This window comes from Streptomyces sp. NPDC091289 (assembly GCF_044757365.1).
GTDB lineage: Bacteria > Actinomycetota > Actinomycetes > Streptomycetales > Streptomycetaceae > Streptomyces.
Genome location: NZ_JBIVUT010000029.1, coordinates 51,544 through 74,367 on the forward strand (window position 1 = coordinate 51,544; position 22,824 = coordinate 74,367).

Annotated in this window: 23 protein-coding genes and 1 pseudogene; 18 read left to right on the forward strand and 6 right to left on the reverse strand. The window is 72.1% G+C overall.

Features of this window, described 5'->3' with window-relative positions:
* Positions 1 to 6: 6 nt before the first annotated feature.
* The 5 genes and pseudogenes from ACIQPT_RS31955 to ACIQPT_RS31975 all read left to right on the forward strand — a co-directional run bounded on the left by ACIQPT_RS31955 (position 7) and on the right by ACIQPT_RS31975 (position 3,059).
* On the forward strand, positions 7 to 573 hold the full coding sequence (locus tag ACIQPT_RS31955) for a hypothetical protein (protein WP_401160981.1): 567 nt from the start codon (positions 7 to 9) through the stop codon (positions 571 to 573).
* Entirely contained in the window at positions 570 to 1,199 is a 630-nt protein-coding gene (locus tag ACIQPT_RS31960; protein WP_401160983.1) for a DUF4291 domain-containing protein, read from the forward strand. The genes ACIQPT_RS31955 and ACIQPT_RS31960 overlap by 4 nt, the downstream gene beginning before the upstream one ends.
* Positions 1,200 to 1,254: 55 nt before the next feature.
* Positions 1,255 to 1,414, forward strand: a pseudogene (locus tag ACIQPT_RS31965) (thymidine kinase); the annotation flags it as partial.
* Between the two features lie 94 nt (positions 1,415 to 1,508).
* A complete protein-coding gene (locus tag ACIQPT_RS31970; protein WP_401160985.1) occupies positions 1,509 to 1,817 on the forward strand; it encodes a hypothetical protein in 309 nt (102 codons plus the stop codon).
* 180 nt (positions 1,818 to 1,997) lie between these two features.
* Positions 1,998 to 3,059 carry a metallophosphoesterase family protein gene (locus ACIQPT_RS31975; protein WP_401160987.1) on the forward strand — a complete coding sequence of 354 codons (1,062 nt, stop codon included), beginning with the start codon at positions 1,998 to 2,000 and terminating at the stop codon, positions 3,057 to 3,059.
* Positions 3,060 to 3,089: 30 nt separating this feature from the next.
* Here the strand turns inward: ACIQPT_RS31975 and ACIQPT_RS31980 are convergent, their stop codons facing one another.
* On the reverse strand, positions 3,090 to 3,881 hold the full coding sequence (locus tag ACIQPT_RS31980; protein ID WP_401160989.1) for a VOC family protein: 792 nt from the start codon (positions 3,879 to 3,881) through the stop codon (positions 3,090 to 3,092).
* A 239-nt stretch (positions 3,882 to 4,120) separates the two neighbouring features.
* Between ACIQPT_RS31980 and ACIQPT_RS31985 the strand changes: the two genes are divergently transcribed.
* Positions 4,121 to 4,951, forward strand: coding sequence for a sulfurtransferase (locus ACIQPT_RS31985; protein ID WP_401160991.1), 831 nt, complete (start codon positions 4,121 to 4,123; stop codon positions 4,949 to 4,951).
* 87 nt (positions 4,952 to 5,038) lie between these two features.
* Here the strand turns inward: ACIQPT_RS31985 and sepH are convergent, their stop codons facing one another.
* Positions 5,039 to 6,136 (reverse strand): septation protein SepH, encoded by a 1,098-nt coding sequence (gene sepH / locus ACIQPT_RS31990; protein ID WP_401160992.1) that lies wholly within the window; start codon positions 6,134 to 6,136, stop codon positions 5,039 to 5,041.
* Positions 6,137 to 6,712: 576 nt separating this feature from the next.
* On the opposite strand from sepH, the gene ACIQPT_RS31995 reads away from it, so the two are divergent.
* Positions 6,713 to 7,771, forward strand: coding sequence for a hypothetical protein (locus ACIQPT_RS31995; RefSeq protein ID WP_401160994.1), 1,059 nt, complete (start codon positions 6,713 to 6,715; stop codon positions 7,769 to 7,771).
* 73 nt (positions 7,772 to 7,844) lie between these two features.
* Here the strand turns inward: ACIQPT_RS31995 and ACIQPT_RS32000 are convergent, their stop codons facing one another.
* Both ACIQPT_RS32000 and ACIQPT_RS32005 read right to left on the reverse strand, forming a co-directional pair.
* Positions 7,845 to 9,167, reverse strand: coding sequence for a D-arabinono-1,4-lactone oxidase (locus ACIQPT_RS32000; RefSeq protein WP_401160996.1), 1,323 nt, complete (start codon positions 9,165 to 9,167; stop codon positions 7,845 to 7,847).
* The gene (locus tag ACIQPT_RS32005; protein WP_401160997.1) at positions 9,124 to 10,371 is read right to left on the reverse strand and encodes an MFS transporter; all 1,248 of its coding nucleotides are present in this window, start codon (positions 10,369 to 10,371) and stop codon (positions 9,124 to 9,126) included. Before ACIQPT_RS32005 ends, ACIQPT_RS32000 begins: the two co-directional genes overlap by 44 nt.
* Positions 10,372 to 10,578: 207 nt before the next feature.
* Here ACIQPT_RS32005 and ACIQPT_RS32010 point away from each other — a divergent pair, with 207 nt between their 5' ends.
* On the forward strand, positions 10,579 to 11,706 hold the full coding sequence (locus tag ACIQPT_RS32010) for a ferrochelatase (protein ID WP_401160999.1): 1,128 nt from the start codon (positions 10,579 to 10,581) through the stop codon (positions 11,704 to 11,706).
* Positions 11,707 to 11,741: 35 nt separating this feature from the next.
* Entirely contained in the window at positions 11,742 to 12,542 is an 801-nt protein-coding gene (locus ACIQPT_RS32015) for an inositol monophosphatase family protein (protein ID WP_401161001.1), read from the forward strand.
* A 107-nt stretch (positions 12,543 to 12,649) separates the two neighbouring features.
* On the opposite strand, the gene ACIQPT_RS32020 is transcribed toward ACIQPT_RS32015, so the two are convergent.
* Complete coding sequence (locus ACIQPT_RS32020; protein ID WP_164493914.1) at positions 12,650 to 12,823, reverse strand: hypothetical protein; 174 nt, start codon at positions 12,821 to 12,823, stop codon at positions 12,650 to 12,652.
* Between the two features lie 383 nt (positions 12,824 to 13,206).
* Between ACIQPT_RS32020 and ACIQPT_RS32025 the strand changes: the two genes are divergently transcribed.
* From ACIQPT_RS32025 to ACIQPT_RS32040, 4 genes are all read left to right on the forward strand, one after another.
* Positions 13,207 to 13,860, forward strand: coding sequence for a response regulator transcription factor (locus ACIQPT_RS32025; RefSeq protein WP_003965735.1), 654 nt, complete (start codon positions 13,207 to 13,209; stop codon positions 13,858 to 13,860).
* Between the two features lie 5 nt (positions 13,861 to 13,865).
* Positions 13,866 to 15,098, forward strand: coding sequence for a sensor histidine kinase (locus ACIQPT_RS32030; RefSeq protein ID WP_401161004.1), 1,233 nt, complete (start codon positions 13,866 to 13,868; stop codon positions 15,096 to 15,098).
* A gap of 405 nt (positions 15,099 to 15,503) precedes the next feature.
* Positions 15,504 to 15,800 carry a DUF4193 domain-containing protein gene (locus tag ACIQPT_RS32035; protein ID WP_003965732.1) on the forward strand — a complete coding sequence of 99 codons (297 nt, stop codon included), beginning with the start codon at positions 15,504 to 15,506 and terminating at the stop codon, positions 15,798 to 15,800.
* A 13-nt stretch (positions 15,801 to 15,813) separates the two neighbouring features.
* Positions 15,814 to 16,776 carry a hypothetical protein gene (locus tag ACIQPT_RS32040; protein WP_401161007.1) on the forward strand — a complete coding sequence of 321 codons (963 nt, stop codon included), beginning with the start codon at positions 15,814 to 15,816 and terminating at the stop codon, positions 16,774 to 16,776.
* A 34-nt stretch (positions 16,777 to 16,810) separates the two neighbouring features.
* On the opposite strand, the gene ACIQPT_RS32045 is transcribed toward ACIQPT_RS32040, so the two are convergent.
* Positions 16,811 to 17,269, reverse strand: a complete 459-nt coding sequence (locus ACIQPT_RS32045) for a DUF3093 domain-containing protein (RefSeq protein ID WP_401161009.1) — start codon at positions 17,267 to 17,269, stop codon at positions 16,811 to 16,813.
* A 58-nt stretch (positions 17,270 to 17,327) separates the two neighbouring features.
* On the opposite strand from ACIQPT_RS32045, the gene ACIQPT_RS32050 reads away from it, so the two are divergent.
* The 5 genes from ACIQPT_RS32050 (at position 17,328) to ACIQPT_RS32070 (ending at position 22,767) form a co-directional block, all read left to right on the forward strand.
* On the forward strand, positions 17,328 to 17,912 hold the full coding sequence (locus ACIQPT_RS32050; protein WP_401161011.1) for a PaaI family thioesterase: 585 nt from the start codon (positions 17,328 to 17,330) through the stop codon (positions 17,910 to 17,912).
* Entirely contained in the window at positions 17,909 to 18,439 is a 531-nt protein-coding gene (gene dut, locus ACIQPT_RS32055; RefSeq protein ID WP_030577310.1) for a dUTP diphosphatase, read from the forward strand. Before ACIQPT_RS32050 ends, dut begins: the two co-directional genes overlap by 4 nt.
* 1 nt (position 18,440) lies before the next feature.
* Positions 18,441 to 19,214 carry a DUF3710 domain-containing protein gene (locus ACIQPT_RS32060; protein WP_401161013.1) on the forward strand — a complete coding sequence of 258 codons (774 nt, stop codon included), beginning with the start codon at positions 18,441 to 18,443 and terminating at the stop codon, positions 19,212 to 19,214.
* Between the two features lie 159 nt (positions 19,215 to 19,373).
* A complete protein-coding gene (locus ACIQPT_RS32065) occupies positions 19,374 to 20,108 on the forward strand; it encodes an ABC transporter ATP-binding protein (RefSeq protein ID WP_401161015.1) in 735 nt (244 codons plus the stop codon).
* A gap of 115 nt (positions 20,109 to 20,223) precedes the next feature.
* Positions 20,224 to 22,767, forward strand: a complete 2,544-nt coding sequence (locus ACIQPT_RS32070) for a DUF4118 domain-containing protein (RefSeq protein WP_401161017.1) — start codon at positions 20,224 to 20,226, stop codon at positions 22,765 to 22,767.
* Positions 22,768 to 22,824 lie beyond the last annotated feature (57 nt).

The window sequence follows — 22,824 nt, forward strand, 5'->3', positions numbered from 1 at the left end:
TGCGAGATGCTGCATCCGATCGAAGACCTCGGCATCGAGAGGTCCCGAGTGGCAGGCAGGCCGGAAAACGAATCCGCGCCCCCTGTCCTCGCCTACTTCGAACTGGCCGTGGACGGGGATCCGGACCGTTACGCGGCCAGGCTGCGCGCGGTCCTGGACGCCGTGCTGGAGATCGCCGCCACGGAGTCCTTCGAGGACGAACTGCCCGTCGACACGATCCCCGCATGGTTCCGCGGCATCTGCCGCGGCGGCTTCCCGCAGGCCCCGGCGGAGCCCTTCGCGGTCGCTGGGCGCGACCGCTACGCGGAGCGGACAGGCGGCGCCATGCCGTGGGATCTGCAGAACTGGCTGGATCGCTTCGATCCCGACCTGGAGGTCCGAGGCTGGGCCTGGTGGGACTTGACGGCCTCGCCGGAGGAGGGCGCAGAACTGCGTCTGTGGGCGGACACCTGGGGTGAGCCCTTCTTTGCGTGGGAGGACCTGCGCTGGCTGCTCTACGCGGCCGGGGCGCGCACGGTGGCGGATCCCGTGCTCGTGAAGCCCGAGGTCTGGGCGGACGAGGATTCCGTATGACGCAGGACGCGACGGAGGGTATGGCCACCGGTGTGGCGGGCGGAGCAGCCCGTCAAATCCGGGCACGGTTCGACGAGACGACCGTGACGGTCTATCAAGCCTATGCCGACCGGGTCGCCGGACCGGCGCTGGCCGCGGGAACTTTCGTGGACCCTTTCAAACGCGGTCGTATGACGTGGATCAAGCCTTCTTTTCTCTGGATGATGTACCGCTGCGGATGGGGTGCGAAGACGGATCAGGAACGCGTCCTGGCCGTCGACATCACGCGCGAAGGATTCGAATGGGCCCTTTCTCGGGCCTGTCTCAGTCATTTTGACAACAGGAGATTCGCAGTAAAGGAGGATTGGCAGGAGGCCGTCAGGTCGAGCCCGGTCCGCGTTCAATGGGATCCCGATCGGGACCTCTCCCTGAGTCCTCTTCCCCACCGTGCGATCCAGATCGGACTGTCCGGCCCGGCCGTCGAGCGGTACGTCGACGGATGGATCACGGGGATCAGGGACGTGACCCCTCTGGCGCACGAAGTCCACGCGGCGGTACAGGCCGATGACTTGACGGCGGCCCGTAGCCTGCTGCCGGCGGAGCACCTGTACCCGCTCCCGGCGGCCATCGCCGAGCGCGTCGCGTGACAACCGCGGTGACAAGTGGAGCCGCGTCCTGTGGGGGTGTTCGGCTCGCGGGCTCCAGGGCGGCCGGGTCGACTACGTGATCGTCGACGAGACACAGTTCCTCGCCCTCGGCCGGACCGACCGACTGGCCCGCGTGGTCGACGGTCTGGGGCTCGACGTCTTCGCCTTCGGCTGTCACCGTGGACTTCCGCGCCAAGTCGCTCCCGGGCTCCCAGAACGCTGCGCCAAGATCAACAAAGAGGACGGCGACGATCAGCCGAGGGGCTGCCCTCGTACGCGCGAGCCTTCAAGGCCGCCGTCAACGTCGAGGTGGCCCCGCTGGCGACCGTGGCGCGCTCGGCGCCGGGGGCGACGGCGGAGGCCGACCGGCTGTGGCTGGAGCACGCGCGGACGGCTGCCGTCATCGATGACGAGGGCTGCTTCCTGGTCCGGGGGGCCGATCGCGACTGGGTGCGGGTGCGTCGCACCTCGCACACCGCGCTCTCCGCCGCCCTCGTACCCGGGGCCGGCTCCATGGTCATCGCGATGTCCACGGACGGCCGACGGCTGTGCGCCCTCACCGAGGAGGACGACGACTACTGGATCGTCGTGCACCGTTTCGAGGACCGTCCCGTGTGACCCCGGGGGAGACGGCACGCTACCGGCGGCCGCCGCCCCGGCCGCCTCCGACGCCCAGGACCTGTCGTCCCCGGGCTTCAGCCCGCAGCCACTTCCCCTACGCCGAGACGTCACCATGATCGGAAATGCTCCCTTGGTCCGGCCCCACACAGGGGTCGCACGACGAAGGAAGTACTACCGATGGATCGCAGATCGTTCATGGCCAGGACCGGCCGCGCCTCACTCCTGGCAGGTGGGGCCCTCACCGTCGGCGCCGCCCTGACAGCCCCATCGGCCACGGCCGCCACAGCCGCCTCGGAGGACGAGAGGCGCGGCCACGGCAGCGGGGGCCGGACGGTGCGGTTCAACGTCATCAGCGACATCCAGGGCGACCTGGCCGACTTCGGCAAGGCCCTCGACGACCTGCACCGGATCAATCCCCACAGCGCCGGGCTGGGTGTCGCCGGCGACATCACGCCCCGCGGCTACGACTTCGAGTACGCGGACGTCCGCCGCACCCTCGCGCGGCACCGGCACCCCAAGAACGTCGCGTGGGCCATCGGCAACCACGAGTTCTACGTCCCCAAGTACAGCGACCCGGACACGCTCGCCCAGGACACCTGGCCCAACGGCACCACGGAAGGCTCGCTCTTCCGCAGCTTCTACAACTTCGCGGGGCGCAACAAGGTCTACGCGGAGGCGTCGTTCGGCGGGATTCCCGTACTGACCCTCGGGACCGAACGCTACGCGCACTACCACGACGCGAAGTTGTGGGACGAGGTGTGGATCAGCGACGCGCAGTTCGCCTGGCTGGAGGACCGGCTCGCCCACTGGGCGCGGCGGCGCAGGCCCGTCATGGTGATGACCCACCACCCCTTGCCCAACACCGTGTCGGGCACCCGCAACAAGCTCTATCTGGGCGACTACCTCCAGCCCGACCGGCTGCTGTCCATCCTCGGCCGGCACAAGGACGTGTTCCTCTTCTCCGGCCACACCCACTGGGATCTCAACCTGTCGGACTGGGTGGTCCGCAGGGTCGTCCCCGGCACCGGAAACCTCGACGGCTTCACCGTCGTGAACACCGCGGCGGTCCAGACGGGCTGGACGGACGACGGCAAGGGCGGCGAGGTCGCGGTGGGCGGCGCCTTCAACCAGGGCCTCCAGGTCGAGGTGAGCCCCCGCACGGTCGTCATCAAGGCCCGCGACTTCTCCACGGGCACCTGGCTCAAGCAGTTCACGGTTCCGCTGCACACGGCAGCCTGAGGGGCGGGGCAGGGCGGGGCGTCCTGACGTTCACCGGCCGGACGCGCCGCTCCCGGCCGACCGGATGAGCGTGAACACGGCCCCCTCCGGATCCGCGACCGTCGCCAGCCGCCCGCTCGACCCCTCGCGCGGCGGCTGCAGGACCCGCCCGCCCAGCTCGACGACCCGGGCCGTGGCCAGATCGGTGTCGGCGACCTCGAAGTACGTCATCCAGTGCGGCCCCCGGTCGCGCGGCAGCGCGTGGCCGACCCCGTGCAGGGCCGCCACCGGGATGTCGTCCAGCTGCAGGGTCTGGTAGTCGAAGTCGGCCGAGAGCACCGCCTCCGTCTCGTAGCCGAAGACCGTCTGGTAGAACTTCGCGACCATCGAGGTCTCCTGGGTCACCAGCTCGTTCCAGACGGGGGTGCCGGGCACGCCCGCCGTCATCGTGCCGATGTGCTCCGAGCCCTGCCAGATGCCGAAGACCGCCCCGCTCGGGTCCGAGGCGATGGCGAGCCGCCCGGCCTCGCCCGCGTCCAGCGGGCCGACCGCGACCGTCCCGCCGCAGGAGCGGATGGACTCCGCGGTGGCGTCGGCGTCGTCCGTGGCGAGGTAGGTGGTCCAGGCGATCGGGAGATGCCGGTCGGGCGGCAGCTGGCCGATGCCCGCGACCTCCTTGCCGTGCAGCAGCCCGCGGACGTAGGGGCCCAGTTGCTCGGGGCCCGGCCGGAACTCCCAGTCGAACAGGGCCCCGTAGAACTCCTGGGTCGTGGACAGGCCGTGCACGATCAGACTCACCCAGCAAGGTGTTCCGGGCGTGCGCCGGGCGGCAGCCTCGGTCATCGTCTTCTCTCTCCTCGGACCGTTGTGGTGGCCGTGCGGGGGAACGGGACAGGGACGCAGTCCCGGGTCGTCGGGAAGCGGTCCGCGTGCCCCGTCCAGATGCTTGCACCCACCGGCGCGGGAGGCGCACCGGCCGCGCCGCGTCGTCCGGGTTCTCGACGAAGGACGGCCGGATTCCCGCCGGCCGTCCCTTCCGATGCTGTTACGGGTGCCAGGTCCTCTGCGCGAGGATGGCACCCATGAAGCCCATCATCACCGCATCCGAATGCGCGAGCGAGTCGGCCGGGCCGCGCCCGCCGGTGCTCCTGGACGTCCGCTGGCAGCTCGGCGGCCCCGACGGCCGCCCCGACTACGAGGCCGGTCATCTGCCCGGCGCGGTCTTCGTCGACCTCGATACGGAACTGGCCGGTCCGGCGGGCGACGGCGGCCGCCACCCCCTCCCGGACCCGGAGGCCTTCGGGGCCGTGATGCGCCGGGCCGGGGTCGGCCAGGACACCCCCGTCGTGGTGTACGACGGTGGCCAGGGCTGGGCCGCGGCGCGCGCCTGGTGGCTGCTGCGCTGGACGGGGCACCAGGACGTACGGGTGCTGGACGGCGGTCTCGCGGCCTGGACGGGCGACCTCTCCACCGAGACCCCGCACCCCGCCGAGGGCGATTTCCGGCCGAAGCCGGGGGCCCTGCCCACGCTGGACGCGGAAAGTGCGGCGGCCTTCGCCCGGTCGGGTCTGCTGCTGGACGCGCGCGCGGCGGAGCGCTACCGGGGCGATGTGGAGCCGATCGACCGCGTCGGCGGCCATATCCCCGGGGCCGTCTCCGCGCCGACCACGCAGAACGTCGACGAGGACGGGCGCTATCTTCCGGCCGAACGGCTCGCCGCCCGGTTCGCCGCACTGGGGGCGGAGGGAAGCGCCGAGGGCGTGGGCGTCTACTGCGGATCCGGGGTCTCCGGCGCGCACGAGGTGCTGGCCCTGGAGATCGCGGGCTTCACCGGCGTCCTGTATCCCGGCTCCTGGTCCGAGTGGTCCTCGGACCCCTCCCGGCCGGTCGCCACGGGCCCCGAGCCCCAGTAGGCCCGCCGCACGACCGGTGGACGGTAAGGAAGCGGGGTCCGTACGCGACTGCGTGCGGACCCCTCTCCCACCGGTGGTCATTCCCGGTCAGTCCTGCTTCTTGCGCCGGGTGCCGAAGACGATCTCGTCCCAGCTCGGCACGGCCGCCCGGCGGCCCGGCCGGACTCCGTCCGCCTCGGCCTGACGGTCCGTCGTCCCGGTCAGCCGGTCACGGTGGCCGGCCACCGCCCGGGGCATCAGCACATCCGCGTACGCGGACCCCGCACCCGCCGAAGCGGCGGCGGCGGGCGGCTCGTCCGCCTCCGTCTCCTCCGCCGGTTCGAGCGCGGGCGGTTCGGGCTGGGTGGGCCGCTCGGGGACGACCATGTCGCCGCGGAAGCTCGGCACCGCCTCCAACAGGCTGGTCAGCGAGTCGCGCTCACCGGCCGAGGCGCTGCTCACGTACTCCTCGGGCTCGGCGGCCGGGGCGGGCCGCTCGATCTGCCGGTCGAGGGCACGGTCCAGCGGGCGGTCGCGGTCGATCTGCCGGTCGAGGCTCCGGTCCAGCGGCCGGTCGCGCGGCAGCCGGGCGATCCGGGGCACGAACGGGAAGCTGGGCTCGGGCGCGGCGACGTCGTCGGTCTCGCCGATCAGCGAGCGCGCCTCGTCGTCCACGGCCTGGACCAGCCGTCGGGGCGGGTCGTACGTCCAGCTCGCCGAGTGCGGTTCGCCCGCGACCCGGTAGACGAGCAGGACTTCCCAGGTGCCGTCGTCGCGGCGCCACGAGTCCCACTGGACGGTTTCCTTGTCGGCGCCGCGCAGCAGGAGACGCTCCTGCACCGCCTCGCCGAGCTGGGGGCCGGTGTTCTCGCCGGGACGGCGCACAGGAGTCTTCCGCGCCCGCTCGGCCATGAAGGCGCGCTCCGCGAGCACGGGGCCCTCGAAGCGGCGTACACGGTCGACGGGGATGCCCGCGAACTGGGCGACCTCCTCCGCGGAGGCACCGGCCCGTATGCGGGCCTGGATGTCGCGGGGCCGGAGGTGGCTCTCCACCTCGATCTCGATCTGGCCGAGCCGGGCGCGGTCGTTGCGCACGGCGGCGCGCAGCCGCTCATCGATCGGAAGCGTGTACTCCGTGCTGTCCGCAGCCTTGAGCACCAGTCGTGTGCCGTCGTTGGAGACGGCCACGACACGCAGTTCGGGCATGGGAACCTCCCGGGTGGTGCCTGCCGACGTCACGTGCGTCGCTGCTTCCGCTAGTCGAGTGTGACCTGCCCGGGTGCAGCCTGCCACAACCTTGCCAAGTTGCCCGGCGTGTCGGGCGCTCGTCCTGGTGCACCACCATGACACGGTTACCCATTGCGACCCAAAGTGACCGATTTGGCCGCTCTGTGCAGCAAGCACCCGTGTGATGCTTCGACGCCACCGGTTCGAGTGCCGCCGTCGGCCCCCTCCGGTGCTTGCGGATTCCCACGTCGGAGTCCGCCCCAGGGCTCGTCACAGTACTCCATTCGGGCCACCGGGGTGGACCGGCGCGCCGCCGAAGTTCTCGCGGGGCGCGGGAGTTGAGATACCCAGTTCTCCGTGAAATGCCCCTGATGCGTGTTGTGCTTCACACAATCGCCGGAAACGGAACTATCCACTTCGCTCACATGTCCCTTCTTGTTGCATGGTGGGAGAGATGTCAAGCAGGGGCTGGTAATGGTTCAGAAGGCGGAAAGTGACACAGAACCCAAGGAAAGGCGCATAGATCTGAGTCTCCCGCAGGTCGCCGGGAGTGCCGTGGCGGCCGTCGCGGCAGCGGTGCTGGCCTCGCAGTTGGGCGTGTACGGCACGATCGCCGGCGCGGGCGTGATGAGCGTCGTCGCCACCTGTGGCGGCTCGGTGTTCCAGCACTTCTTCCGCCGCACCGGCGAGCAGATCCGCGAGGTGACGGTCCAGGTGACCCACCCGGAGGGCCGTCAGGTGACGGTGCACACCAAGGAGACGATGCCCGCAGCCGCCCGTCGCGCCGAGCGATCCGGGCCGGAGCCCGCCGACGACGCCACCACGGTGCTGCCCACAGTCGACCCGGGCGCGGTCCCGGAGGTGGCCCCGGACGCGGGTGCGGACGCGGAGAGCACGCGGCTGCTGAAGCCCGTCGACACGGACCGGACGCAGCTGCTGGACCTCGGCGACGCGCGGACCCGGATGCTCCGCGTCCCACCGCCCGGAGATCCCGGAGGCCCCGGAGATCCCGGAGCAGACGACCGTACGCGGCTGCTCCCGCGGGCCGGAGCGGGCCCGGCCGTCGCCGACGACGCGTTCAGCGACGGCGTCACCCACGGCACCCGGATGCGCGGCTGGAAGCGCCCCGCGCTCGCGGCGGCCGCGGTCTTCGCCGTCTCCATGGCCGGGATCACCGCGTTCGAGATGATCTCGGGCAACGACCTCAGCGGCGGCCAGGGCACCACGCTCAGCTCCGTCGTACGCGGCGGCGGCGACCGGGACTCCGGACCCGCCGACCCCACGCCCTCCGGCGACACCGGTCAGGACGGGGGAGCGGACGAGCGGCAGCCGACCCCCGGCGACGGCACCGGTTCGGCCCCCGCGACGGACGGCGGCGACGGCAGCGGCACGAGCCCGGACCCCGGTACGGGCACCGGCGGTGAGAACCCGACCACCGGGCCCGCCCCCACCCCGACGCCCTCCGGCGACGACGGCGGGACCACGCCCGACCCGACCCCGCCCACCCCGACACCCTCCGGCGACACCGGAACCGGCGCACCCTCGACCGGGACGGGCATCGCCCCCGGACAGGGCGAGCAGGCCCCGCCCGGCAGCGGCGCCGACGCCGAGTGACCGACGTACCGGCGGAAACACTTCGGCCCCGGCTCCCTCCCGATCAGGAGGAAGCCGGGGCCGACGGCGTATCTCAGTCGCCCAGCACGCGCCGCAGATAGTCGTTGCCGAACAGCCGGTCCGGGTCCAGCCGGTCGCGCAGCGCGGTGAACTCGCCGAAGCGGGGATAGACCTCCGCCAGATAGGCCGCGTCCCGGGTGTGGATCTTGCCCCAGTGCGGCCGGCCCGCGTGCGCGGTCATGATCCGCTCGACCGCCGTGAAGTACGAGCGGTGGGGCGTGCCCTTGTAGAGGTGGACGGCGATGTACGCGCTGTCCCGGCCCGAGGCGGTCGACAGGGCCATGTCGTCGGCCGGGGCGGTCCGCACCTCGACCGGGAAGCTGATCTTCAGCGGGGAGCGCTCGACCATGGCCTTCAGCTCCCGCAGCACCGTCACCGCCTGCTCGCGCGGAACGGCGTACTCCATCTCCACGAACCGCACCCGGCGCGGACTGGTGAACACCTTGTAGGGGATGTCGGTGTACGTACGCGCCGACAGCGCCCGGCTGGAGAGCCTGGCGATCGAGGGGATCGTCGCCGGGACCGCCCGGCCGAGCGAACAGGCGACCTGGAAGACCCCGTTGGACAGCAGCTCGTCGTCGATCCAGCTGCTCACCCGCCCGGGCGGGGCGGCCGGACCGGCGCTGCGGTTGTTGCGCTTGGTGTTGCAGTTCCCGGTGTGCGGGAACCAGTAGAACTCGAAGTGCTCGTTCTCGGCGACCAGCGCGTCGAAGTCCGCGGTGACCCGGTCGAAGGTCATCGGCTCCTCACGGGCCGTCAGCAGGAAGATCGGCTCCACGGCGAGGGTGACGGCGGTGATCACTCCGAGGGCGCCGATCCCGACCCGGGCCGCGGCGAAGACCTCCGGGTTCTCCCCGACCGAGCAGCGCAGCACCGTGCCGTCGGCGGTGACCAGCTCCAGTGCGCGGATCTGCGCCGCTATCGACGCCGAGTCGCGGCCCGTGCCGTGCGTACCGGTGGAGGTCGCCCCTGCGATCGTCTGCTCCATGATGTCGCCCATGTTGGTGAGCGACAGGCCCTCGCGGGCGAGAGCGGTGTTGAGCCGCTTGAGCGGAGTGCCCGCCTCCACCGTCACGGTCATCGCCGTACGGTCGATGTCCCGGATCCCGGTCAGCAGGTCCGGGCGTATCAGCACCCCGTCCGTGGCGGCCGCCGCCGTGAAGGAGTGGCCCGCGCCGACCGGCTTCACCTTCAGGCCCTCCGCGCCCGCCCGGCGCAGCACGTCCGCGAGCTCGTCCACGGATGCGGGGGACTCGGCGCGGGCCGGCCGGGCGGTGACATTGCCCGCCCAATTACGCCACGCGCTCGTCGTCGTCCGTGCGTAGGTGTCGGTCATCTTCCCCGCGCCCTCCCGTAGCGGCCGGCCCGGCCAGCCGGCGATACCCCAGGAACGCCACCGCCGCCGCGAGAGCTCCCGCCACGGCGGGCACCGCGTACCCCGCCTTCGCCCCGGCGGCGTCGACCACCCAGCCGGCGGCCGAGGAGCCGAGCGCCACTCCGACGGCGAGCCCGGTACTGGTCCAGGTCATGCCCTCGGTCAGCTTGGTGCGCGGTACGTGCGCTTCGACGAGGGCCATGGTGGTGACCATCGTCGGTGCGATGGCGAGGCCCGCGACAAAGAGCGCCACGGCCAGCAACGGAAGGTTCCCGGCCAGTTGGAGGGGGATCATACTCACGGCCATCGCGCAGACACCCACCAGCCACCGGGTCGAGGGGTTCCCCTTGAGGTGCAGCAGCCCGAACACGGCCCCCGCGAGACAGGAGCCGAGCGCGTAGACGGCCAGCACCAGGGAGGCCGCGGCCTTGTGGCCGCGCTCCTCGGCGAAGGCCACGGTCACCACGTCCACGCCGCCGAAGATCGCGCCCGTCGCCACGAAGGTGGCCACCAGGACCTGAAGTCCCGGCGAGCGCAGCGCCGAGCCCCCGGTGTGCTGCGACTTCGGGTGCGGCACCGGCTCGGTCGCGCGCTGCGCGGTCAGCCAGAAGACGCCGACCAGCAAGAAGGCGGCGGCGATCAGCGGTCCGGCCTCCGGGAACCAGGCGGTGGACAGACCGATGGAGATAATCGGGCCGAAGATGAAGCACACCTCGTCGACGATCGACTCCCACGCGTAGGCGGTGTGCAGATCCCGGCTGGAGCCCCGGTAGATCGCCGCCCAGCGGGACCGGACCATCGAGCCCACGCTCGGGACACAGCCCGCGCCCGCCGCGAAGACGAACAGCGTCCACTCCGGCGCCCCCTGCTGGGCGCAGATCAGCAGACCCATCACCGCCGCCACCGCCACCAGCGTGACCGGGCGCAGCACCCTGCGCTGCCCGTAGCGGTCGACCAGCCGGGAGACCTGGGGGCCGCAGACCGCCGCCGACATCGCCAGGGTCGCCGACAGCGCCCCGGCCAGGCCGTAGCGGCCGGTGAGCTGGGAGATCATCGTCACGACGCCGATGCCCATCATGGACAACGGCATCCGGCCGAAGAAGCCCGCTGCGGAGAACCCCTTGGAACCGGGGGCGGAGAAAATGACGCGGTAGGGGCTGGGCAAGGGGGGACTCCGGTCGTGCCTGTCAGGCGTATAGCTGGCCGATACAGCTTACGGCCGGGCGGATGCTCCGGACACCGGATTACGGGGCGGTCCGGGGGAGTGGCACAGGTGTGCGGCCGCCCGGGATCTCCGGCCTTCACGGTCTTCCCGACGGGGCGTCGGATGTCGGTTGCCGCCCCGTCACAGGCGGGTGGCAGGATCGATGTCATGTCCGATCTGCGCGATCCCGCTCCCTACGACGCCCTGCTGCTGCTCTCCTTCGGCGGTCCCGAGGGCCCGGACGACGTGGTTCCGTTCCTGGTGAACGTGACCCGCGGCCGCGGCATCCCCGAGGAACGCCTCAAGGAGGTCGGCCAGCACTACTTCCTCTTCGGCGGGGTCAGCCCGATCAACGCGCAGAACCGCGCCCTGCTCGACGCCCTGCGCAAGGACTTCGCCGACCACGGCCTGGACCTCCCGGTCTACTGGGGCAACCGCAACTGGGCCCCGTATCTGACCGACGTCCTGCGCGAGATGACCGCCGACGGACACCGCCGGATCGCCGTCCTCGCCACCAGCGCCTACGCCTCCTACTCCGGCTGCCGCCAGTACCGCGAGAACCTCGCCGAGTCGCTGGCCGCCCTGGCGGCCGAGGGGCTGCCCGTGCCCCGGGTCGACAAGCTGCGGCACTACTTCAACCACCCCGGCTTCGTGACGCCCATGGCGGACGGCGTCCTCGCCTCGCTCGCCGATCTCCCCGAGGACGTCCGCGCGGGCGCGCACATCGCGTTCACCACCCACTCCATCCCGACCTCCGCCGCCGACGCCTCGGGCCCGGCCGAGGCGCACGGCGAGGGCGGCGCGTATGTCGCCGAGCACCTCGACGTGGCCCGGCTGATCATCGAGGCGGTGCGCGAGGAGACCGGCGTCGAGCACCCCTGGCAGCTCGTCTACCAGTCCCGCAGCGGCGCCCCGCACATCCCGTGGCTGGAGCCCGACATCTGCGACCACCTGGAGACCCTGCACGGCGAGGGCGTCCCCGCGGTCGTGATGGCGCCCATCGGCTTCGTCTCGGACCACATGGAGGTCCTGTACGACCTCGACACCGAGGCCACCGCGAAGGCCGCCGAGATCGGTCTGCCGGTCCGCAGGTCCGCCACCGTCGGGGACGACCCGCGCTTCGCCGCCGCCGTGCGGGACCTGGTCCTGGAGCGCGCCGCGCGTGAGCGCGGCCGGGCGGTGGAGCGCTGCGCGCTGGGCTCCCTCGGCCCCTCCCACGACCTCTGTCCGGTCGGCTGCTGCCCCGCCAGGGCCCCGAAGCCGGCCGCCGCGGGCGCCGACAGCCCGTACATGTAGAGCCTTCAGTCCCCGTCGAGCCCCTGGGAGCACCCGTGACCGACCCCGCCCTGTCCGAACTGCTCGACCTCGCTCTGGAGGCCGCCCGCCGCGCCGGAGCCCTGCTGCGCGACGGCCGCCCGGCCGACCTGGGAGTGGCCGCGACCAAGTCCAGCCCCATCGACGTGGTCACCGAGATGGACATCGCCGCCGAGAAGCTGATCGTCGGCTACCTCTCCGACTTCCGCCCCGACGACGGCTTCCTCGGCGAGGAGGGGGCCGGCTCCCTGGGCTCCACCGGCATCCGCTGGGTCATCGACCCGCTCGACGGCACGGTGAACTATCTGTACGGCCTGCCCACGTGGGCGGTCTCCATCGCGGCCGAGCGTGACGGCGAGCGGGTCGTCGGCGTCGTCGAGGCCCCGATGCGCCGGGAGACGTATCAGGCGGTCCTCGGCGGCGGTGCGTTCGCGAACGGCGAAGCCCTGCGCTGCCGGCCCGCCCCGCCGCTGGACCAGGCCCTCGTCTCGACCGGTTTCAACTACGTCGCCCACGTCCGCGCGCACCAGGCGGACATCGCCCAGCAGCTGATCCCCAGGCTCCGGGACATCCGGCGCAGCGGCTCGGCGGCCGTCGACCTCTGCGATGTGGCGGCCGGCCGGCTGGACGGCTACTACGAGCGCGGGCTGCACCCCTGGGACCTGGCCGCGGGCGACCTCATCGCCCGGGAGGCGGGCGCGCTGACCGGCGGCCGCCCGGGGCTGCCCGCCGACGGCGACCTGACGGTGGCCGCCACCCCCGGCGTCTTCGAGCCGCTGCAGGCCGCCCTGGACGAGCTGGGCGCCTGGCACGACTAGACGGGACCTCCGGCAGGCGAAAGGCCCTGACGAGGGGCCTGAGGCCGCCGCACACGCCACGGGGCCCCGGACACCATGACGGTGTCAGGGGCCCCGTGGCGTACGGCTCAGACGCTGGTGGCGCCGATTTCCACGCCGTGCTCGGCGGCGAGACGGCGGAGATCGTCTAGCTCGCCCTGCTCGACGTCCGCGAGGAAGTCGTCGCCGTCCTCGCGCGCCCGCGTGAGGTCGGACTCGGTGGTCTTGATGCGTTGCAGCAGACCTGCGGTGAAAGCGTCCATGATGCGCCCCCTCATCGTGGGTCGGTGGCACGGGGGTGTGCCCGGGATCCCTCCGGCCGGGGGGCCGGAGGAGCGGGTGATCGCGCCGCCGCTCCGGGGAAAGCGGAGCGGGCAGTGGCATGCCACGTGACAGGCGTGATCGCGGGTGTGAACCCCTCTTCCCCACGCCGTGGCCCGGAGAAACCTCAACTGGCCCGGAAATCCGCCGCCTTCCCGCCGGGAAGGCGCCCGGAGGTCCGGCCCGCCGCCGTCTTACCGCCGGTTTATACGCGTTGCGGGCAGGATGGAAGCGCACAGTCGGCATTGCTGCCCGTGTCCGAGCGGCCCCTGCGTGGGCCGCTCGATCTGTGAACCCATCGAAGGACCGAAGGAAGGACTGCGCCGTGCGCGTACTCGTCGTCGAGGACGAGCAGCTGCTCGCCGATGCGGTGGCCACCGGACTGCGCCGGGAGGCCATGGCCGTCGACGTCGTCTACGACGGTGCCGCGGCCCTGGAGCGCATCGGGGTCAACGACTACGACGTCGTCGTGCTGGACCGGGATCTCCCGGTGGTGCACGGCGACGACGTCTGCCGCAGGATCGTCGAGCTCGGCATGCCCACCCGGGTGCTCATGCTCACCGCGTCCGGCGACGTCAGCGACCGGGTCGAGGGCCTGGAGCTGGGCGCCGACGACTATCTGCCCAAGCCGTTCGCCTTCAGCGAGCTGACCGCCCGGGTGCGCGCGCTGGGCCGCCGTACGACGGTGGCGCTGCCGCCCGTCCTGGAGCGCGCCGGCATCAAGCTCGACCCGAACCGCCGCGAGGTCTTCCGCGACGAGGTGGAGATCCAGCTCGCCCCGAAGGAGTTCGCGGTGCTGGAGGTCCTGATGCGCAGCGAGGGCGCGGTCGTCTCGGCGGAGCAGCTGCTGGAGAAGGCCTGGGACGAGAACACCGACCCCTTCACCAACGTGGTGCGGGTCACGGTCATGACGCTCCGCCGCAAGCTCGGCGAACCGCCCGTGATCGTCACCGTGCCGGGCTCCGGATACCGGATCTGAGGACCATGGCCACCACCCCCGGGCCCCCCGCGGCGCCCCCGAAGCCCACCTGGGAGCCCAAGCAGCAGGAGCCCCCGTACCCCTGGCTGCGCCCGACCATCCGGATACGGCTCACGCTGCTGTACGGCGGGATGTTCCTGATCGCGGGCATCGTGCTGCTGTCGATCATCTACATGCTGGCCGCACAGGCGCTGCACGTGGGCAGTGAGCTGCCGTTCGAGATCGTGAGCGGCAAGGTCACCAGCGAGATCTGCGACCTGCCCCCGAACGCCAGCCCGGACGCCTTCAACGCCGCGATGAACGCCTGCGTCAACAATCAGCGCAAGGCGGCGCTGGAAACCCTGCTCAACCGTTCGCTCCTCGCCCTGGTCGGCCTCAGCGTCATCGCCTTCGCCTTCGGTTACGCCATGGCCGGACGCGTCCTCTCCCCGCTCGGCCGGATCACCCGGACCGCGCGCCGGGTGGCCGGTACGGACCTCACACGGCGGATCGAGCTGGACGGCCCGGACGACGAGCTGAAGGAGCTGGCGGACACCTTCGACGACATGCTGGACCGGCTGGAGCGGGCCTTCACCGCGCAGCAGCGGTTCGTCGGCAACGCCTCGCACGAGCTGCGCACCCCGCTGGCGATCAACCGCACCCTGCTGGAGGTCCATCTCTCCGACCCGGAGGCCCCGCCGGAGCTCCATCAGCTCGGCAAGACCCTCCTGGCCACCAACGAGCGCAGCGAGCAGCTGGTGGAGGGCCTGCTGCTGCTGGCCCGCAGCGACAACCAGATCGTCGAGCGCAAACCGGTCGACCTCGCCGAGGTCGCGGAGCGCGCCATCGACCAGACCCGGGCGGAGGCGCTGGCGAAGAACGTGGAGATCCGCGGCGAGCGGGGATCCGGCGTCGTCCAGGGCAACGGGGTCCTGCTGGAGCGGATCGCGCTGAACCTCGTGCAGAACGCCGTGCGCTACAACGTGCCCGAGGACGGCTGGGTGGAGGTCACCACCGAGGTACGGGACGGGCAGGCCCTGCTCGTCGTCTCGAACACCGGCCCGGTGGTCCCGGCGTACGAGATCGACAACCTCTTCGAGCCCTTCAGGCGGCTGCGTACGGAGCGCACGGGCAGCGACAAGGGGGTCGGGCTCGGCCTGTCGATCGCGCGGTCCGTCGCGCGGGCCCACGGAGGCCGTATCATCGCGGAGCCCCGCGAGGGCGGCGGTCTCGTGATGCGCGTCACCCTGCCGGTCTGAGAGGCTGCACGGTGTGACTCTGCACCGAATCTTCATGTTCGCTTTGGGCGGAATTTTCAGGACCCGTTCCCGGGCGGGTCGTGTGTGATCGATCACAGAGTCGATTTTCCGACCATCTACTCTCCGTGATCGCGACTCTGTCGGAAAGCCGGTAATCGTCCGGGTTTTCGGGGATCGTTATCACGGGAAGTACACGGGGTAGCGCCTGTGAACTGCGCAGTCGGGACCGTGTACGGTCCCCATCGCCACCCAAGCCGAGCCTCGCCGAGGCGCCCGGTTGGGTGTCGATTGAGTAACAGACCTTGATGTGAGGCAAAATCTCCGCCTCAGGTCGGGCACAAGTCCGGCCTCTCACGCGTTACGTGCGCTGAGACACCCGTAGACACCCAAGAGGGGGAGAGCGACATGGCAACGGATTACGACACCCCACGCAAGACCGACGACGACGTGGACCAGGACAGCCTCGAAGAGCTCAAGGCACGTCGGAGCGACAAGACGGCCTCCGCCGTCGACGTCGACGAATTCGACGCGGCCGAAGGACTCGAGCTGCCCGGCGCGGACCTCTCCAACGAGGAGCTGGCCGTCCGGGTGCTGCCCAAGCAGGCCGATGAGTTCACCTGCATGAGCTGCTTCCTGGTGCACCACCGCAGCCAGCTGGCCCGCGAGAAGAACGGTCAGCCCATCTGCCGCGACTGCGACTGAGGTCGAGTCGGCCGTGGCAGGCGAGACACCGTTCCACAAGCGGCGCCCCTGGCGCCGGCGCGGCGCGGAGACGAGCCAGGACGGTACAGGCGGCACAGGCCCGGCAGAAGGCGGTAACGCGTCTGCCGAGCGGTCCGCCGCCCTGCCGGAGCACTCCGGCAGTTCCGACGACGAGCGGGGCCGTTCGGCCTCGCTCGAAGTGGCCGGGACGGCAGCGCTGCCGGACCTGGCCGGAGAGCAGGACCAGCAGGACCGGGCGGAGCCCACGACCGGGGGCCGCCTGCACGCGGTGAAACGGGGCGTACGCAAGGGCGGGGAGAGCGCAAAGGCACTGGTCGCACAGCTGGCCGACCGCATCATCGATACGGCCCCGCGCGTGCCGGTGCGCGACCTCGCCACCCTGCGGAGGCAGTTTCCCGGGCTGGGGCCCGAGGAGCTGGCCGACAAGCTGATCACGGGAGCCTGCCGGGGCACCGCGACCGTCGGCGCAGGCATCGGGGCCGCCGCGATGATGCCCGTACCGCCCGCCATGCTCGCCGAGCTGGCGGCGGAGGTGACCGGCGTCGCCGCGATCGAGATGAAGCTCGTCGCCGAGCTCCACGAGGTCTACGGCCTCCGCCCCCCTGGCAACCTCGGCCAGCGCAGCACCGCGTATCTGACGTCGTGGACGGAGGAGCGCGGCATCGACGTCACCCGGCCCACCACGCTCAACGCCGCCCTGGGCGGCCAGATGAAGCGTGAGCTGCGCCAGCAGATCACGAAGCGCATGGCGCGCAATCTGCCCAACCTGATCCCGTTCATGATCGGCGCCACCGTCGGCGCCATGATGAACCGCCGCGACACCCGCAAGCTCGCCGAACGGGTCAGGGACGACCTGCGCAAGCACCAGGTCCCCTGGGACCGGCTGGCGGCACTGCCCCCGCTGGAGCAGCCCCTGAACCCGGCCGAACTGCCCAAGGAGATCGAGGGCCCCTGATCCGGCGGTCGTGTCAGGTGATCGGGCGGTCGTGTCAGGCGGTCCGGGCGCCGCTCAGCGCCGCCGCCAGGCCCTGCGGGTCCCGGGTGGAGAGATAGACGTACGGAGTCGGGTCGTCCGGATCCGTGACCTCCACCCGCACCGCCGTCTCCACATAGCCGCGCAGCAGCATGAACGCACGGGCGTCCGCCTTGTGCGTGCGCCAGGCCCGCGCCTCCTCGGCGTCCAGCGCCTCCGCCTCACCGAGCGCCGACAGCGGGATCCGGGCGTCGCCGGCGACGAGCGCCCCCGCCACCACCCGGATCCGGGCCGAGCCGTAACCGCTCACCAGGACCGCGGCCGCGGCCGTGCCGCCGACCAGCCCGGCGAGCAGCGGCAGGGTGCCCAGCGGCAGCAGCATCAGAGCGCAGGCGATACCGATCCCGAAGGCGATGAACCACCAGGAACGGGGCGCGGTGAGACGTTCGTCGAAGGGCGGTGCGGAAGGCTGCATGGAACCAAGCTTGGCACGGCGCGACCGGCACACTGCCGCGCGGGTAAGGTCTGCGCCTGTGAGTGGAACATCAGCAGCTCTGACACCCCCGGCCGACGCCGTCGCGCCGGTCCGGCACCCCGACGCGCCCGCCCCCGGCGAGCTCCTCGGAGCGCACTACGAACACTGCTTCGGCTGCGGCGGGGGACAGCCGCACGGACTGCACCTGATGGCGCGGGCCGGTGAAGGCGTGAGCGTCACCGCCGAGTTCACCGTGCAGCCCGCGCACCAGGGCGCCCCCGGCCTCGCCCACGGCGGGGTGCTCGCCACGGCGCTGGACGAGACGCTCGGCTCGCTGAACTGGCTGCTGCGCACGATCGCGGTGACCGGACGGCTGGAGACCGACTTCGTCCGGCCCGTCCCCGTGGACACCGTGCTGCACCTCGACGCCCGGATCACCGCCGTGCACGGCCGGAAGATCTACTCCACCGCCACCGGCCGGATCGGCGGCCCCGAGGGCCCCGTCGCGGTCCGGGCCGACGCCCTCTTCATCGAGGTCAAGGTCGACCACTTCATCGACAACGGCCGGCCCGCCGAGATCCGGGCGGCCATGTCCGACCCCGACCAGCTCAGGCGCGCCCGCGCCTTCGAGGTGAACCCGTGACCCGTAATCCCGTCGACGTACTGATCCGCCTCCTCGACCCGGACGTGCCGATTCCGGCGTACGGACACCCGGGCGACGCCGGGGCCGACCTGGTCACCACCGAGGCCGCCGAACTCGCCCCCGGCGAGCGCGCGGTGCTGCCCACCGGTGTGTCGATCGCCCTGCCCGACGGGTACGCCGCGTTCGTGCACCCGCGCTCGGGCCTCGCGGCCCGCTGCGGAGTGGCCCTCGTGAATGCCCCAGGGACCGTGGATGCCGGGTACCGTGGGGAGATCAAGGTGATCGTGGTCAACCTCGATCCACGCGAGAGCGTGCGATTCGAACGGTTCGACCGGATTGCCCAATTGGTTGTCCAGCAGGTCGAGAAGGTGCGCTTCCACGAGGTGGCGGAACTTCCCGGCTCGGCGCGGGCCGAAGGGGGCTTCGGGTCCACCGGCGGCCACGCGTCGGTGGACGGCGCCGAGGGCGGGATCACCCACGGTGGGAACAGCTACGCTTCGGTCGTATCCGACCGGGAAGGACAGTGACGTGTTCGGACGTCGCAAGAAGAGTGGTTCCGCCGAGGACGCGGCGGACGAGGTGCGCGAGGCCGAGCAGGTCGCCGACGAGCCCGAGGGCAGCGACGGTGCCGCCAAGGGCAGCCGTCGGATGAATCTTCCGCCGGCCCCCCGGCCGGACGGACCCTGGGACAGCACCGAGGTCACCCAGCCCGGCGAGGGCCGGGTCGACCTGGGCGGCATCTTCGTCCCCGGGGTCGAGGGCATGGAACTGCGGGTCGAGGTGGCCGGGGACGCGATCGTCGCCGCCACCGTGGTGCTGCGCGACAGCGCGGTCCAGCTGCAGGCCTTCGCCGCCCCCAAGAAAGAGGGCATCTGGGGCGAGGTCCGCGACGAGATCGCCTCGGGCATCACCCAGCAGGGCGGCATCATCGACGAGGTCGAGGGCCCGCTGGGCTGGGAGCTGCGCGCGCAGGTCCCCGTACAGCTCCCGGACGGCACGGGCGGTGTGCAGCTCGTGCGCTTCGTCGGCGTCGACGGGCCGCGCTGGTTCCTGCGCGGAGTGATCTCCGGCCAGGGAGCCGTCCAGCCGGAGGCCGCCGGGCTGCTGGAGACCGTCTTCCGGGACACCGTGGTCGTCCGCGGCGACGGCCCGATGGCCCCCCGCGACCCGATCGTCCTCAAGCTCCCCGACGACGCGCAGATGGTGCCCGAGGGCGTGCAGCAGGAGGAGCAGGAGGGCTCGAAGTTCTCCGGCGGCATGGGCCAGCTCCAGCGCGGCCCCGAGATCACCGAGGTCCGCTAGCAGCACGCAGCGGCACTTCACAGCACAGGCCGGTGGGCCGCATCCTTTTCACGGGTGCGGCCCACCGGCCATTGCCCGGGTGTGTGCCGCACGCACATACTGGCGGGCGACGACGTAAGGCCACGTGCACCTGTGCACACGTACACACGGGGGAGCAGCATGACCGAGAGCACCAGCGGGCAGTCCGGCACGGCCCTCGCCGAGGACCCGGCCCGTACGGTCATGGTCACGGTCGAGGACCTGCACCGCTCGTACGGCAGCGGGGCCGCGGCCGTGCACGCCCTGCGCGGCGTCTCCTTCGAGATCCCCCGCGGTGAGCTGGTCGCGCTCAAGGGCCGCTCCGGCTCCGGCAAGACCACCCTGCTCAACCTGGTCGGCGGCCTGGACACCCCGGACGACGGCCGGATCACCGTCGACGGCACCGAGCTCGCGGGGCTCGGCGAGAAGGGCCTCCTGGAGCTGCGCCGGGACCGGGTCGGCTTCATCTTCCAGTCCTTCGGCCTCATCCCGATCCTGACCGCCGCCGAGAACGTCGGCGTACCTCTGCGGCTGCGCAAGGCCGACCCGGCCGAGCGTGACGAGCGGGTCGCCCTGCTGCTCTCCCTCGTCGGCCTCGCCGACCACGCCGAGCAGCGCCCCGGCGAGCTCTCCGGCGGCCAGCAGCAGCGCGTCGCCATCGCCCGCGCGCTGGCCAACCGCCCCGCCCTCCTGATCGCCGACGAGCCCACCGGACAGCTCGACGCCGAGACCGGGCTCGCCGTGATGGAACTGCTCCGCGCGGTCGTCCGCAGCGAGAACGTCACCGCCCTCGTCGCCACCCACGACCCCCAGCTGCTGGGCCTCGCCGACCGGGTCCTGGAGCTGAGCGACGGCCACATCGTCGAGCACGACTGACGTTCCCGCGGGCGTCGAGCACGGCCCCCGGCGGAGTAGCGTCGAGGGCGGCAGCCGCACCGGGCGCCACCGGCCGTCGACAGGACGCCGCCGGACGGAAGAAGACAATGGGGCCATGGGACGCGGCATACTCCGGATCTACCTGGGCGCGGCACCGGGCGTCGGCAAGACGTACGCGATGCTCTCCGAGGCCCACCGCAGGGTCGAGCGCGGCACCGACTGCGTGGTGGCCTTCGTGGAGCACCACGCCCGGCCGCGCACCGAGGCGCTGCTGCACGGCCTGGAACAGATCCGGCGCAGCGAGATCAGCTACCGCTCGGCCGTCCTCACCGAGATGGACGTCGAAGCCGTCCTGGAGCGCGCCCCGGCCGTGGCCCTGGTGGACGAGCTGGCCCACACCAACGTCCCCGGCTCCCGCAACGCCAAGCGCTGGCAGGACGTCGAGGAACTCCTCAAGGCCGGGATCGACGTCATATCCACGGTCAACATCCAGCACCTGGAGTCGCTCGGCGACGTCGTCGAGTCGATCACCGGCGTCCGGCAGAGCGAGACCGTGCCCGACGAGGTGGTCCGCCGGGCCGACCAGATCGAGCTGGTCGACATGTCGCCCCAGGCGCTGCGCCGCCGGATGGCGCACGGCAACATCTACCAGCCCGACAAGATGGACGCGGCCCTCTCGAACTACTTCCGCCCCGGCAACCTCACCGCCCTGCGCGAGCTGGCCCTGCTCTGGGTGGCCGACCGGGTCGACGAGTACCTCCAGCAGTACCGGGGCGAGCACAACATCCGCACCCCCTGGCAGGCCCGCGAACGCATCGTCGTCGGGCTGACCGGCGGGCCCGAGGGCCGCACCCTCATCCGCCGCGCCTCCCGGATGGCGGCCAAGGGCTCCGGCAGCGAGATCCTCGCCGTCTACATCGCCCGCAGCGACGGCCTGACCTCCGCGTCACCGAAGGAGCTGGCCGTCCAGCGCACCCTGGTCGAGGACCTCGGCGGCACCTTCCACCACGTCATCGGCGACGACATACCCGCGGCCCTGCTGGAGTTCGCCCGCGGCGTCAACTCCACGCAGATCGTGCTGGGCTCCAGCCGCCGCAAGACCTGGCAGTACATCTACGGCCCCGGGGTCGGCGCGACCGTCGCCCGCGAGTCGGGCCCCGACCTCGACGTCCACATCGTCACGCACGAGGAGGTCGCCAAGGGCCGCGGCCTGCCCATCGCCCGCGGCGCCCGGCTCGGCCGCGCCCGGATCATCTGGGGCTGGCTCGTCGGCGTCGTCGGCTCCGTCCTGCTCGCGGTGGCGCTGCGCGGCATGGAGGACGCCCCCGGCCTCGCCAACGACGTCCTGCTCTTCCTCTTCTTGACGGTGGCCGCGGCCCTGCTCGGCGGGCTGCGACCCGCGCTGGCCTCCGCCGCCGCCGGCTCCATGCTCCTGAACTACTGGTTCACCCCGCCCACCCACACCCTGACCGTCCAGGACCCGGAGAACTTCGTCGCCATCGTGATCTTCTTCGCGGTGGCGGTGGCGGTCTCCTCCGTGGTCGACCTCGCGGCCCGGCGCACCCACCAGGCCGCCCGGCTGCGCGCCGAGTCGGAGATCCTCTCCTTCCTCGCGGGCAGCGTGCTGCGCGGCGAGACCGCCCTGGACGCCCTGCTGGAGAGGGTCCGGGAGACCTTCGCCATGGAGTCCGTCGCCCTGCTGGAGCGCAGCAGCGACGTGGAGCCGTGGACCTGCGCCGGATCCGTCGGACCGGCCCCGGTCGCCCGCCCCGACGACGCCGACGTGGACATGCCGGTCGGCGACAACATGGCCCTCGCGCTGTCCGGCCGGGTGCTGCCCGCCGAGGACCGCCGGGTGCTCGGCGCGTTCGCCGCGCAGGCCGCCGTCGTCCTGGACCGCCAGCGGCTGGTCTGGGAGGCCGAGGAGGCCCGCAGGCTCGCCGAGGGCAACCGGATCAGGACCGCCCTGCTGGCCGCCGTCAGCCACGACCTGCGCACCCCGCTGGCCGCGATCAAGGCCGCCGTCAGCTCGCTGCGCTCCGACGACGTCGCCTGGTCCGAGGCGGACGAGGCGGAGCTCCTGGAAGGCATCGAGGACGGCGCCGACCGGCTGGACCACCTCGTCGGCAACCTGCTGGACATGTCCCGCCTCCAGACCGGCACCGTGACCCCCCTGATCCGCGAGATCGACCTCGACGAGGTGGTCCCCATGGCGCTCGGCGGCGTCCCGGAGGGCAGCGTCGACCTCGACATCCCCGAGACGCTGCCGATGGTCGCCGTCGACCCCGGGCTCCTGGAGCGGGTCGTCGCCAACATCGTGGAGAACGCCGTCAAGTACAACCCCGGCCCGGAGCCCGTCGCCGTGGCCGCCAGCGCGCTCGGCGGCCGGGTCGAACTGCGGGTCGTGGACCGGGGCCGGGGCGTCCCCGACGAGGCCAAGGAGCGGATCTTCGAACCCTTCCAGCGGTACGGGGACGCCCCGCGCGGCGCCGGCGTGGGTCTCGGCCTCGCCGTCTCCCGGGGCTTCACCGAGGCCATGGGCGGCACGCTGGACGCCGAGGACACCCCGGGCGGCGGGCTGACCATGGTCCTGACGCTGGCCGCGGCGCCGGGCGGCGTCCGGGCCGACGCCGAGCTCCCGGCCCAGGTCACCTCGTGACCCGCACCCGCACGCATCCCTCCTCCTCCCCGTACGACAGATACGACAGAAAGGCAG